Source organism: Candidatus Ponderosibacter sp. Uisw_141_02 (assembly GCF_048087665.1).
Lineage (GTDB): Bacteria > Pseudomonadota > Alphaproteobacteria > Puniceispirillales > Puniceispirillaceae > UBA3439.
In genome coordinates, this window is record NZ_CP159807.1 from 1,352,570 (window position 1) to 1,366,098 (window position 13,529).

General features: G+C 51.4%; 13 protein-coding genes and 1 pseudogene. 6 read left to right on the forward strand and 8 right to left on the reverse strand.

The genetic code is table 11. The features are described from left to right. Positions 1-12: 12 nt before the first annotated feature. The 6 genes and pseudogenes from purC to grxD all read left to right on the forward strand — a co-directional run bounded on the left by purC (position 13) and on the right by grxD (position 4,687). On the forward strand, positions 13-750 hold the full coding sequence (gene purC, locus ABXT40_RS06890) for a phosphoribosylaminoimidazolesuccinocarboxamide synthase (RefSeq protein ID WP_443644889.1): 738 nt from the start codon (positions 13-15) through the stop codon (positions 748-750). A gap of 46 nt (positions 751-796) precedes the next feature. Further along, positions 797-1,045 (forward strand): phosphoribosylformylglycinamidine synthase subunit PurS, encoded by a 249-nt coding sequence (purS, locus tag ABXT40_RS06895; protein WP_443644890.1) that lies wholly within the window; start codon positions 797-799, stop codon positions 1,043-1,045. Positions 1,046-1,109: 64 nt separating this feature from the next. Continuing rightward, complete coding sequence (purQ, locus tag ABXT40_RS06900) at positions 1,110-1,799, forward strand: phosphoribosylformylglycinamidine synthase subunit PurQ (protein ID WP_443646977.1); 690 nt, start codon at positions 1,110-1,112, stop codon at positions 1,797-1,799. After that, positions 1,796-4,006, forward strand: a pseudogene (purL, locus tag ABXT40_RS06905) (phosphoribosylformylglycinamidine synthase subunit PurL). Before purQ ends, purL begins: the two are co-directional and overlap by 4 nt. Positions 4,007-4,064: 58 nt before the next feature. Continuing rightward, entirely contained in the window at positions 4,065-4,301 is a 237-nt protein-coding gene (locus tag ABXT40_RS06910) for a BolA family protein (RefSeq protein WP_443644891.1), read from the forward strand. A gap of 47 nt (positions 4,302-4,348) precedes the next feature. After that, positions 4,349-4,687, forward strand: coding sequence for a Grx4 family monothiol glutaredoxin (gene grxD / locus ABXT40_RS06915; protein ID WP_443644892.1), 339 nt, complete (start codon positions 4,349-4,351; stop codon positions 4,685-4,687). Between the two features lie 48 nt (positions 4,688-4,735). Here grxD and ABXT40_RS06920 read toward each other — a convergent pair whose 3' ends face one another. From ABXT40_RS06920 to ABXT40_RS06955, 8 genes are all read right to left on the reverse strand, one after another. Beyond that, on the reverse strand, positions 4,736-5,110 hold the full coding sequence (locus ABXT40_RS06920) for an antibiotic biosynthesis monooxygenase family protein (RefSeq protein ID WP_443644893.1): 375 nt from the start codon (positions 5,108-5,110) through the stop codon (positions 4,736-4,738). A gap of 119 nt (positions 5,111-5,229) precedes the next feature. Beyond that, positions 5,230-5,568 carry a GNAT family N-acetyltransferase gene (locus ABXT40_RS06925; protein WP_443644894.1) on the reverse strand — a complete coding sequence of 113 codons (339 nt, stop codon included), beginning with the start codon at positions 5,566-5,568 and terminating at the stop codon, positions 5,230-5,232. 183 nt (positions 5,569-5,751) lie between these two features. Further along, complete coding sequence (rpsD, locus tag ABXT40_RS06930; RefSeq protein ID WP_443644895.1) at positions 5,752-6,378, reverse strand: 30S ribosomal protein S4; 627 nt, start codon at positions 6,376-6,378, stop codon at positions 5,752-5,754. A gap of 160 nt (positions 6,379-6,538) precedes the next feature. Then, positions 6,539-7,369 carry an RNA methyltransferase gene (locus ABXT40_RS06935; protein WP_443644896.1) on the reverse strand — a complete coding sequence of 277 codons (831 nt, stop codon included), beginning with the start codon at positions 7,367-7,369 and terminating at the stop codon, positions 6,539-6,541. Continuing rightward, positions 7,366-8,982 carry a citramalate synthase gene (gene cimA / locus ABXT40_RS06940; RefSeq protein ID WP_443644897.1) on the reverse strand — a complete coding sequence of 539 codons (1,617 nt, stop codon included), beginning with the start codon at positions 8,980-8,982 and terminating at the stop codon, positions 7,366-7,368. Before cimA ends, ABXT40_RS06935 begins: the two co-directional genes overlap by 4 nt. Positions 8,983-9,080: 98 nt before the next feature. Then, on the reverse strand, positions 9,081-10,442 hold the full coding sequence (cysS, locus tag ABXT40_RS06945; RefSeq protein WP_443644898.1) for a cysteine--tRNA ligase: 1,362 nt from the start codon (positions 10,440-10,442) through the stop codon (positions 9,081-9,083). Beyond that, a complete protein-coding gene (gene gltX, locus ABXT40_RS06950) occupies positions 10,439-11,779 on the reverse strand; it encodes a glutamate--tRNA ligase (protein WP_443644899.1) in 1,341 nt (446 codons plus the stop codon). Before gltX ends, cysS begins: the two co-directional genes overlap by 4 nt. 78 nt (positions 11,780-11,857) lie before the next feature. Continuing rightward, positions 11,858-13,519 carry an NAD+ synthase gene (locus ABXT40_RS06955; RefSeq protein WP_443644900.1) on the reverse strand — a complete coding sequence of 554 codons (1,662 nt, stop codon included), beginning with the start codon at positions 13,517-13,519 and terminating at the stop codon, positions 11,858-11,860. Positions 13,520-13,529 lie beyond the last annotated feature (10 nt).

Genomic DNA, 13,529 nt, shown 5'->3' on the forward strand with positions numbered 1-13,529 from the left:
AGGGTTCACAACATGACACAAAATACACCGCTCTATGAAGGCAAGGCCAAAGTGATTTTTGAAGGCCCCGAAGATGGCACGCTGATCCAGCATTTCAAAGATGATGCAACCGCCTTTAACGCGCAGAAAAAAGACGTGATTTCGGGCAAGGGCATTTTAAACAATTATATCAGCGAACATATCATGATGGCCGTTGGCGAGCTTGGCATTCCCAACCATTTCATCAGCCGCATCAGTGATCGTGAACAGCTGATCCGCAAATTGGAAATCATTCCGGTTGAGGTGGTGGTTCGCAATGTTGCTGCCGGATCCATATGCCCGCGTCTTGGGCTTGAAGAAGGGTCAATGCTAAACAACACCCTTGTTGAATTTTGCCTGAAAGACGACAGCCTTGGTGATCCGATTATCGCACCAGAGCATATTTTCACTTTTGGCTGGGCCACACCGGAAGAGCTGGAAATCATTGTCGAAGACACATTACGCATTAATGACTTTCTGACCGGCCTATTTCTTGGTATTGGCGTCCGGCTGATTGATTTCAAGCTGGAATTTGGACGTTATGACACGGAAGATGGCATAGAAATCATGCTTGCTGATGAAATCAGCCCTGATAATTGTCGCCTTTGGGATGCCGAAACCAACGAGAAAATGGATAAAGACCGGTTTCGCCGCGATTTGGGCGGGCTTGTGGAAGCCTATCAGGAAATTGCACGGCGCCTTGGTGTCAAGGTGCCGCAAATCGACCCGTAAATGGCGACCGCGCCATGCATAGACCACAACAATAAAGGGCATAAAGATGCAAGCCATTGTAAATATATCACTAAAAGAAGGTGTTCTTGATCCGCAAGGTCGGGCAATCTCGCATTCACTCAATGATCTTGGCTTTAACGAGGTAGGAGATGTGCGGGTTGGAAAGCAAATTCTACTTGAAATCGACGAAACCGATCCGGCTCGGCTTCGCCAGCGCGTTGCCCGCATGTGCGAAACATTGCTGTCAAACACCGTGATTGAGGATTATTCAATCGAGATCCCAGACGAACAATAGATTTGGATGTATCACCGCGTCACCCCTAACCAGTAATGCGAAAAAGACCATGACCCTCTCAGCCTTGCGTGTTGCCATCATTGTTTTCCCGGGATCAAATTGCGATCGGGATATGATGGTTGCCATCGAACAATTGACGTCCCGCCGCCCTGCCCTTGTCTGGCATAAGGAAGCGTCGCTTGACGCTGCCGACCTTGTGATCATTCCGGGTGGCTTTTCATTTGGCGATTATTTACGCTGCGGTGCGCTTGCTGGCCGCTCGCCGATCATGAATGCTGTGCTTGATCATGCGGCGCGCGGCGGTGCGGTTATGGGCATTTGCAACGGCTTTCAGATCCTAACCGAAACCGGCATGGTTCCCGGGGTTCTGATCCGCAATGCCGGTTTGAAATTCAGCTGCCGCAATGTTGGATTGCGGCCTTGTGAAACATTGGCCTCGCCCTTTACCGCCGGTCTTGATCTTGGCGAAGACCTGACGATCCCAATCGCCCATAATGAAGGCAATTATTTTGCTGATGTGGACGAGCTTGACCGGATCGAAGGCAATGGTCAGGTGGCGTTTCGCTATGCCGCCAGCGATGCTGCTGGGCCGGTCAATCCAAATGGTGCATCGCGTGATATTGCCGGTGTGTTGTCGAACAATGGCCGCGTTCTTGGCATGATGCCACACCCTGAACGCGCCATGTCTAACTTACATGGCGGCACTGATGGTGCCAAATTCCTGTTAAAATCTCTTGAGGCGCTGGTATCATGACTTCAGCATCGGATGTAATGACTTTTGAAAACGCCGCCACAATGGGCTTGTCGCGTGATGAATGGGATCTGATCAATCAGCGTCTTGGTCGCAAGCCAAACCTTTGTGAGCTGGGTATTTTTTCGGCTATGTGGTCGGAGCATTGCTCATATAAATCATCAAAGAAATGGCTGAAAACCCTGCCCATTGACGGCCCACAAGTCATTGAAGGACCAGGCGAAAATGCCGGCGCGGTTGATATTGGTGACGGGCTTGCTGCCATTTTCAAAATCGAAAGCCACAATCACCCTTCTTTTATCGAGCCTTATCAGGGCGCGGCAACTGGCGTTGGCGGTATATTGCGCGATGTATTCACCATGGGCGCGCGGCCTGTGGCGCTGTTAAACGCGCTTCGGTTTGGCGCAGCTGACCATGAAAAAACCCGTCATCTCGTTGGCGGCGTTGTGTCGGGCATTGGCGGCTATGGCAATTGCATCGGCATTCCAACCGTTGGCGGCGAGGTCAATTTCGACAAATCCTATAACGGCAATATTCTGGTTAATGCCATGGCAGTTGGCCTTGCCAATAGCGATCGTATTTTCCGCTCGGCCGCAACCGGCCCGGGCAATCCGGTAATTTATGTTGGTGCCAAAACCGGCCGTGACGGTATTCATGGCGCAACAATGGCATCGGCTGAATTTTCCGACGAAACTCAGAGCAAGCGGCCAACCGTCCAGGTTGGTGACCCTTTTACCGGAAAATTGCTAATGGAGGCCTGCCTAGAGCTGATGGCATCTGACTCGGTTTTGTCGATTTAGGATATGGGCGCTGCTGGACTGACCTCATCATCGGTCGAAATGGCATCAAAAGGCGGTCTTGGCATGGAGATTGATCTCGATCTTGTGCCAGCCCGCGAAGAAAACATGTCAGCCTATGAATTGATGTTATCAGAATCACAAGAACGGATGCTGATGGTGCTAAAACCCGATGCAACCGAAACCGCACGCGCCATTTTCAATAAATGGGATCTTGATTTCATGCCAATTGGCCGTGTGACCGAAACTGGCCGATTAATCCTGTTGAAAGATGGCGGCACCGCCTGCGATATTCCGATTGACCCATTGGTCAATGATGCGCCGGAATATGACCGCCCGCATGGTGATGCACCAGTTCGCAAAAAGCTTGCCAGCAGCGATATCACCAATGATGCACCGATTAGCCATATGTTGACAACCATGCTTGGTCATGTTGATCTGGCCAGCCGCCGCTGGATTTATGAGCAATATGACAGTCAGGTGATGGCCGACACCATCGCTGGCCCTGGCGGGGATGCTGCATTGGTCAGGGTTCATGGAAGCAAACGCGGCCTTGCAATGAGTACCGATTGCACGCCGCGCTATGTCGAGGCCGACCCAAAAATTGGGGGCGCACAGGCAGTCGCCGAAGCCTATCGCAATCTGTCAGCAATTGGCGCAACGCCATTAGCGATTACCAATAACCTGAATTTTGGCAATCCCGAAAAGCCAGAAATCATGACCCAGCTTGTTGAGTCAGTGCTCGGTATGGGCGATGCGGCACGCCAGCTCGATACGCCAGTCGTATCGGGCAATGTATCGCTTTATAATGAAACTGACGGCAAGGCCATTCAGCCCTGTCCGGTAATCGGCATGGTTGGGGTAATCGAGAATGTTGATGATGCTGTCGGCAATTGCTTTGTTGCCGCAGAACAAGATATTTTCGTAATTGGGCAAGGTGATAAAATCAATGATGGCTGGCTTGGCGTATCCGTTTACCAACATCATCACGGCGATTATGGCATTTATGCGCCGCCACCACTTGACCTTGTGGCCGAACAGAAAACCGGCAGCTTTGTTCGCCAGCAGATCCTTGGCGGTAGTATCAGCGCCGCGCATGACATCGCCGATGGCGGACTTGTTGTTGCCATTGCTGAAATGGCTATGCGGTCTGGATTTGGGGCTGAAATTGCAGTGCCAAAGACCGGCAATCTTCACGGCTGGGCCTTTGGCGAAGACCAAGCGCGGTTTGTTGTCACAACAGCCGACAGTCAAGCGCTGATCGCCGCGGCAAAAGAGGCTGGTATTGACATCACAAAACTTGGTATGGTTTCCGATCAAGGCGAATTGAAATTTGGTGACAATGACACCATATCAATAGCAGATCTAAATGCTGTGTTTGAGGGCTGTATTCCGGCATTGATGGCTGGCTAGTCAGCAGGTAATCGCCAAAACAGCATTTAGCCAAGCGGCATGAAAAGGAGCAGCGACCATGGCAATGGCAGCAAGTGAAATCGAAAATCTGATCAAGGCCGCCTTTCCAGATGCCATCATCACCATCGAAGATTTACGCGGCGATGGCGATCATTACGCCTGCAACGTGATCTCTAGCGCCTTTGCTGGCAAGAATTGTGTTCAGCAGCATCAGATGGTTTACAAGGCACTTGGTGGCCGTATGGGCGGGGAGTTACACGCACTCGCCCTGCAAACATCGGCACCGCAAAATTAAATTCCCGTTACCAACAGGGCATGATACCCAGTTTTAGGAGCAAAATAATGTTGGATGATGCACTCAAGACCCGCATTGATAATGAAATTGGCAGCGAACAAGTTGTGCTTTTCATGAAAGGTACACCAGTCTTTCCACAATGCGGTTTTTCCGCAGCGGTTGTGGGCGTTCTATCGCATCTTGGCGTTAAATTTCGCGGCATAAATGTGTTGGAAGACGACAATATCCGCGAAGGCATCAAGGCCTATTCGGATTGGCCAACGATCCCACAGCTTTATGTAAAAGGCGAATTTGTTGGCGGGTGTGACATCATTCGCGAAATGTATGAAACGGGCGAATTGACCGAAATGTTTCAAACACATGGCATTAACGTCCAGCCAAGCTAGGCTGGCGGGATAAGCAAAACCACACCGCTGGCATTTATTGGCAAAGCCCTAGTCGGCGGTGTGGCTTTCAACGATATTATCCGACATGAACGCGCGTTCCGACACAACCTCGGCAATGCGTATCCGGTACCAATCATAAAATTCCTGCCGTCCCATCGCTTGGGCAACCATATGTTCGGCATGGCCGCGCCATTGCGTAATCGCATCACGACCGGTCCAATAGGAAACAGTGATGCCAATCCCATCATCACCCCGAACCGATTCAACCCCAAGAAAGCCGGGCTGTTGCTGTGCCAGAGTCACCATGCGATCAGCGGTAATTTCATACATATCATCGCCGCTTAGGCTGCGCTGGGCGGTGAAAATCACCGCATAATATCGCTCAGGCCAGCCGGTTTTTGCGTCAGTATCGCTATCATTCATTGGAAACCTCTATGGTTGGTGAATCGTCTTTTCAAAATAGACCCGCTTAAATCCATGTTCTTCACGACGCGCAATCTCGCGAAAACCAGAATTACGATACCAATTAATATTTTCATGCATTAAGTCATTTGTGTAGAGATGATAAGACACTGCCCCCTTTTTGCCATGAAGAATTCGCTATGCCGGATTAATGCCGCCCCAATACCCTGCCCCTGATTTGATGGCGCAACGGCGATATTATCAAGCCGCCAGCAAACCAAGTCATGGCAAAGCACCACATAACCGCAAATCATGTCATTTGTTGCAATAAAAACTGTGTCATCAGTAATATGGCGGGTAAAATCAGCAAGCATCGGTGCGGGCGGACGGCCAATGCGAGCGATATAATGCCGATAGGCTTCATGTACCAGCCGAACCAGATTTGGCGCATCGCTTAATAACGCACGACATATGTTCATGCCCAGATATTAGCATGAAAAGCCTTTTACCAAAACTGCATTAACAGAACCGGCACAAACCGGCACCGCCATAATCATCTGCATATAATCAGGCGATATCGCAATAAAAAAGGCGGCACTTTCGAGCCGCCCTTTTTTAAATAACTTCGTTGTTTTGTGCCAGCCTTGGCCAGCCATCACGATTTAACGTGAGTAATATTCGACCACCAGATTTGGTTCCATCTGAACTGGATAAGGCACTTCGTCAAGGCTTGGCACCCGAACAAAAGTTGCCGTAAATTTATTATGATCAGCATCAACATATTCTGGCACATCGCGCTCGACCGAAGCAATCGCTTCAAGAACCGCAGGAATGTTCTTGGCCTTTTCTTTAAGGCTAATCACATCGCCAGGCTTTAACATCACTGATGCAATGTTACAGCGCTTGCCATTTAGCATTACATGGCCGTGGTTGATCGTCTGACGTGCCGCAAAAACGGTTGGCACCAACTTGGCGCGGTACAATACGGCATCCAGACGGCATTCAAGAATACCAACAAGATTCTGGCCTGTATCACCGCGGCGACGAACAGCTTCGGCGTAATATTTTTTGAACTGCTTTTCACCTATATTGCCGTAATAGCCTTTCAGCTTTTGCTTGGCCATCAGCTGCACACCAAAATCGGTTGGCTTTTTGCGGCGCTGACCATGCTGGCCCGGTCCATATTCGCGTGAATTTACAGGTGATTTTGGGCGACCCCACAGGTTTACGCCAAGACGGCGGTCGATTTTATGCTTTGAGGAGTGCCGCTTATGATCGGACTTTGCCATTGATTGGCTCCTTTTTCCGTTGTTGCCCCGGTAGGGTCGCCATATCAGCCAAGGCTGGTATTTTGACCGGCATCACACCCCGCTGGTGCAATCCGCGTTCCCGAGAATTCGCCGGAAAATATGAGCATTTGACCCATTTGTCAAACATATTTCGTAATGGCTAGTCGCGTTTTCGTGTTAGCGCCTGAATCACGCCGTGAAGCGTGCTAATTTCCTGCGCTGACGGGGCTGCCCGCGTGAAAAATGCGCGTAAATTCCGTTTGACCACATGGCTCATATCGGGTGCAGTGAAAAAACCGCCATCATCAAGCGCGGCTTCAAGTCGCTGAAAGAGAAAGTCACGCTCTTTGATCGAGGCTGGGGGCGCATCCGGCATGACTGGTTTTGCCAATTGATCCAAATCTGAATGATCTGAAGCTGCAGCATCGCCTTGCTGGCTTGCAAGATAGGCAGCCATTCGCCATTCCCATGCCATCAACAAAACCGCCTGCGCCAGGTTCAATGATGGGTAAGACGGGTTTAATGGCGCGGTCACAAGAATATCAGCAAGTACAACCTCATCATTATCAAGCCCTGAGGCTTCGGGTCCAAACAGCATTGCAACCCTGCCGGATGATGCCACATCGGCGGGTGATGCCACATCGGCGGGTGATGCCATTGATTGCCGCACATGCGCCAGCATCATCATGGCAGCGGCGCGCGGATCAGCGCTTTTAATCGGCAAATCACGCCGTCTGGCACTGGCCGCCACCATTAATGACACATCAAAAGCCGCATCAGCCAAATTGTCATAAACACGCGCATTTTCAATGATTTCGCTTCCCCCCGCGGCCATTGGCAATGCCGCAGGGTTTGGCCAGCCATCGCGCGGTGCGACAAGCCGAAGATCACTCAGCCCACAATTCATCATGGCGCGGGCAGCCGATCCAATATTTTCGCCCATTTGCGGGCGCGCCAAAATCACAATTGGCGCGGTTGGCAGCATTGTCATTTTGAAATCGACTTTGGACCAGCAATCTTATCATGCTGCAATTTCCAGATCATGCCATCACCAAGCGCGGCAACCGACGCATCGATAATATTGGTCGATAGACCAACAGTGCGCCAGACAGGGCCGCCCGGAACGCAAAATTCGATCATCACACGGGTCACAGCACCGGTTCCCGACCCTTCGGCTGCATCAAGAATGCGAACCTTATAATCAACCAGTTCGACATCGGCCAGCGATGGATAGGCAGCAACCAACGCCTTGCGCATGGCAGTATCGACCGCATTCACCGGACCATTGCCAATGGCGGCTTCATGGAAACAATCATCACCAACAAAAATTGTTGTTGTGGCTTCGGATTCAACAACCAATTCACCACGCGCATTAAACCGGCGCTCATCCATGACGCGGAACCGGCCAATACGGAAATATTCCGGCACTTCCCCAAGCATCTGACGGGCAAGAAGCTCAAAACTGGCTTCGGCAGAATCAAAAGCCCAGCCTTCAAATTCCTTTGCCTTCACAACGCTGATCAGCGTGTCGAGCCGTGCATCCTTGGGGTCAATCTCGATCTTGAACTGGGCAAACCGCGCCAGCATGTTCGAACGACCAGCCTGATCCGAGACAAGATAATGCCGCTCATTCCCAACCTTTTCCGGCGGTACATGTTCATAAGTGCGCGGGTCTTTTTGCGCGGCAGATGCGTGCAACCCGCCCTTATGGGCAAAGGCCGCCGCGCCAACATAGGGCGCATGGGCATCCGGTGCCCGATTCAACCGATCGTCAAGAAACCGTGACAAACCCATCAATTTTGGAAGATTAGCCTCGAAAATGCTGGTTTCATAATCGGTCTTCAGCACCAAACTGGGGATAAGCGAAATCAGATTTGCATTGCCGCATCTTTCGCCAAGCCCGTTAATTGTGCCTTGCACCTGACGTGCCCCAGCGGCAATCGCTGCCAGCGAATTTGCCACGGCAACGCCAGCATCATTATGACAATGGATTCCCAAGCGAATATCAGGCATTTTTTTGTGAACAGCGCTGACAATATCGAACACTTCATCGGGAAGCGTGCCGCCATTTGTGTCGCAAAGAACAACCCATGTTGCACCGCCTTCATTGGCCGCACGAATACAATCAAGCGCAAAATCAGGGTTATTTTTGTAACCATCAAAGAAATGTTCGCAATCAAACATCGGCTCGCGGCCTCGATCAGCCGCGGCAATCAGCGATTGACGGATCATTTCCAGATTTTCATCAAGCGTTGCGTTCAATGCAGTTTTTACATGGAAATCCCATGTTTTTCCGACAAGGCAAGATGCGTCAACCTCGGCATCAATCACCGCACTCAATCCCGGATCATTCGCTGTGCTGCGGCCACCGCGGCGGGTCATGCCAAAGGAAACAAGCTTGGCATTTTTCATTTTTGGCGGCTTGGCAAAAAACGCATCATCGGTCGGGTTTGCCCCTGGCCAGCCAGCTTCGATGTAATCAATGCCGATATCATCAAGCGCGTGGGCAATAGCAACCTTATCGGCGCGCGAAAAATCGACGCCACGGGTTTGCCCGCCATCGCGTAATGTGGTGTCAAACAACCATATTTTATCGCTACCCATTGGTAATCTCCCACCGCCTGTGACCCGCAATAAATGGCCGGCAAACTGATCTATGCCCGTCTTTGCGGCATCGGTTTAGCAAAAATGCCCGTTCATTGCTAGCGTCGCCGCCAAATCGTCCCATCAACACTATCTTCAAGAATGATGCCAGCATCCGTTAATTGATCCCGAATGTCATCGGCTTTGGCAAAATCACGGTTGGCGCGAGCCTGCTTCCGCGCTTCGATAAGGCCGTCAATGGCAGCATCATCCAAACCATCATCGGTTGCAGCATCACCCGCCTTGGCCCAGCCATCGGCGCTTTTCTGCAAAAGACCGAGAACCGCCGCGCTGGCCTTTAACGCCATTGCCGCAGCATCATCACCTTTGTTTGCCAAGCGCGCCAATTCATGCAACCGCGCCATCGCTGCAGGCGTGTTTAGATCATCAAGAAGGCAGGCAATAAAATCAGCATCAATTTTGTGCTGCGAGGCGTCAACATCACCAACAGCGCGATATAGCCGGTCAAGACCGTTGCGCGCGTCCCGCATTGCGCTATCTGACAAATCCAATGGCGTGCGGTAATGCGCCGACAAAAGCGCCGCACGCAAGGTTTCGCCGCGATATTGATCGGCAGCATCGGTAACCGAAATAATATTGCCAAGCGATTTTGACATTTTTTCGTCATTCATCGTGACAAAGCCGTTATGCAGCCAGTAATGCGCCATTTTCGTTTGATCATGCGCACAACAGCTTTGCGCGATTTCATTTTCGTGATGCGGGAAAATCAAATCCAACCCACCAGCATGAATATCAAACACCTCGCCAAGATAGGTTTTGGCCATCGCCGAACATTCAATATGCCACCCGGGTCGTCCACGTCCCCAAGGGCTGTCCCATCCGGGCTGATCATCACTGCTCGGCTTCCATAAAATAAAATCGGCCGGTTCACGCTTGTAAGGGGCAATTTCTACCCGCGCACCGGCAATCATGTCATCCATAGACCGTTTGGACAGCGATCCATAATCAGCCATTGTTGAGACTTGAAACAATACATGGCCATCGGCCGCATAAGCATGGCCTTTATCAATCAGGGTGGTGATCATGGCCTGCATTTCGGCGATATGATGCGTTGCGCGCGGTTCGATATCGGGTGCAAGCGCGCCAAGCCGTTCAGTATCTTGATGAAATGTTTCAATCGTTTCGGCGCATAATTCATCAATGCCAATGCCGCGTTCGGCCGCGCGAATGTTAATTTTATCATCAACATCGGTGATATTGCGAACATATGTAACCTTGGCATGACGCAGCCGCAAAAGCCGCACCAACACATCAAACACCACAATCGGACGCGCATTGCCAACATGAATCCGGCCATAAACCGTTGGCCCACAGGCATAGACCCGCACATGATCATTGTCGATCGGAACAAAATCTTCTTTTTTGCGGGTCAGGGTATTATGGAGTTTTAGCACACTCATGCTGGCATTCCCTGCAAGCGCGCAAGAACGCGATCACGCCCCATAATGCCAAGCAAAGGCGCAAGCTCAGGCCCTGCCTCAACACCCGTCAGCGCGAGGCGAAGCGGCATGAACAAGCCCTTGCCCTTAACCCCTGTTTCGGCCGCAATGGCAGTTGTCCAGCCTTTCCAGATTGACGCGTCAAGATCACCATGTGGCAATAATGCCGCCGCCGCATTGGTTACATTATTTGACTCGATAACCGGGGTGATTTCACCCGTACAGATATCCCACCAAATCTTGGCCTCGCCAACAGTGCTGATATTCCCGCGAACGGTTTCCCAGAAAAAGGCATCCCCCGTAACATTGGCGCTGGAAAGCCGGTCTTTCACGGCATCAAATGGCATATCTTGAATAATCTGGCCGTTGATTTTCTGCAATTCTGACGGATCAAATTTCGCCGTAGCGCGACCAAACCGGCTAATATCAAAACCGCCAATGATAGCATCCATACTGGATTGCGCCTCAACCGGATCGGCTGTACCGATACGCGCAAGAACACTGGCAATCGCCGCCGGTTCAATGCCGTTCTGGTGCAGCTCACCAATCGACAAGCTGCCAAGCCGTTTTGACAGGCCTTCGCCATCCGCCCCAGCAAGAAGCGCCAGATGCCCCATCGTTGGCGCGGTTGCGCCTAGGGCTTCAAAAAGCTGAATCTGCGCTGCCGAATTGGTCACATGATCTTCACCGCGCAAAATATGCGTTATGCCATGATCAATATCATCAACAACCGACGCCATTGTATAGATCACCCGCCCATCTTCGCGCATCAACACTGGATCAGACAGGCTAGACATATGATAGGCAACATCGCCACGTACCATGTCATGCCAACTGACCTCGGCATCATTCAGCAAAAACCGCCAATGTGGACGTTGGCCATTGGCTTCAAATTTTGCTTTATCCTCGGCACTTAGTTTCAGGCCAGCACGGTCATAGACCGGCGGGCGGCCAGCCGATAATTGCGCTTTGCGCTTGAGGGATAATTCTTCAGGTGTTTCATAACAAGCATAGGCACGGCCAGCGGCAACAAGCTGGGCCAATGCCTCATCATAGCGCGCAAGGCGCAATGATTGACGATCCTCGCAATCCCAACCCATTCCCATCCAGTCAAGATCGGCACGGATATCGGCTTCAAACGCTTCGCTAGACCGCTCGGTATCAGTATCATCAATCCGAAGCATGAATTGGCCGCCAGTCTTGCGTGCAAACAGGTAATTTACTAAGGCCGTCCGTAAATTGCCGACATGCAATCGCCCAGTTGGGCTTGGGGCAAAACGGACTTTGATTGCAGTCATCAAACGACTCCTTTTTGGCACTTGGCCAGTCTTTGCAAGCGGCAGCCAGTTCGCTGGCTTGCCATATATTGTGACTCGTTAGGGTTTTATCGGGTTAAAGCCAGAGGTCAAGGGAAGACGGCGATCACGACCAAAAGCAACTGGCGTCATTTTTGGACCCGGTGCAGCCTGAAACCGTTTATATTCGGCACGGAATAAAAGCTGGCTTGCCCGCACAACTTCATCCCGTTCATAGCCACGGCCAACAATCGTTTCGATATCGGTCATGTCTTCACACAAAGCCGCCATGATCGCATCCAGCCGGTCATAAGGCGGCAGCGAGTCAGTGTCTTTCTGGTCAGGGCGCAATTCGGCTGATGGTGGCTTGTCGATGATGCGTTGCGGGATCAAAATACCATCAGGGCCAGCCGCCCCGCGCGGCAAATGCTGATTGCGCCAGTCACAGAGCCGGAACACATCAACTTTCCAAACATCCTTTAGCGGGGCATAGCCGCCGCACATATCGCCATAAAGCGTTGAATAGCCAGCCGCATATTCGGATTTATTGCCTGTCGCCAGCACCATTGACCCATGTTTGTTCGAGATGCCCATCAAAATTAATCCGCGCAAACGCGACTGGATATTTTCTTCGGCGACATTCGGTTCGGTACCGGCAAATTGTTCGGCCAGCATCTGGTCAAGTGCGCCAATTGCCGGGGTTATCGCAATATTATCAAGCCGGATGCCAAGGGCGCTTGCCAATTCGGCAGCATCATCAAGGCTTTCTTGGCTTGTATAGGCCGACGGCATCATAACCGCATGAACCGCATCCGCGCCAAGCGCGTCAACAGCAAGTGCGGCAACCAGCGCCGAATCAATACCGCCCGACAAGCCAAGAACAACCCCCGGAAACCCATTTTTATGGACATAGTCACGAAGCCCAAGACAGAGACCGCGATAAAGCGCGGTCAAATCACCATCGGGCGGCGAAATCTGGCCGGCAAGCGTGACCATGCCCGCTGTTTTCTGCGCTGAAACAACCACAATTGATTCAGAAAAGCTTGGCAAATGACAGGCAAGCTTGCCACCAGCATTGATTGCAAAAGACCCGCCGTCATAAACAAGCTCATCCTGCCCACCAACCATATTGACATAGGCAACCGGCAGGCCGGTTTCGACGGTTCGCGCCACAATTGTTGACATGCGGCGTTCGGGCTTGGTCATGTCAAATGGTGACGCATTGATTGCAATGATAAGATCGGCACCTGATTCTTCAAGACATTCGGCAACATTCGCCTCCCAGATATCTTCGCAGATTGGAAAGCCTATTTTCAGCCCTCGCAGCATCGCCGGGCCGGGCATCTGACCAGCGGCAAAATTGCGCTTATCATCAAACACGCCGTAATTTGGCAAATTCACCTTGTCAAATCGGGCAAGCTGGGCACCGCCATCAAGAATGAAAACCGAATTATAAATAGCGCCATCAGCGGCAACCGGCGCGCCAACAACAATTGCCGGACCCCCATCGGCGGTAAGCTGTGCCAATGCATCAATACCTGCAGCAACATCAGCCATAAAATCAGCCCGAAGCACAAGATCATCACAAGGATAACCGGAAAGATACATTTCAGGGGTGACAATGATTTCAGCGCCATGAGCCGCAGCCTGCGTCCGTGCCTCGGCAAGACGGCTGACATTGGCATTTACATTGCCAAGATGCGCATTCAATTGGGCGAGCGCGATTAAAACCGGCTTTGTCATGAAACAATCA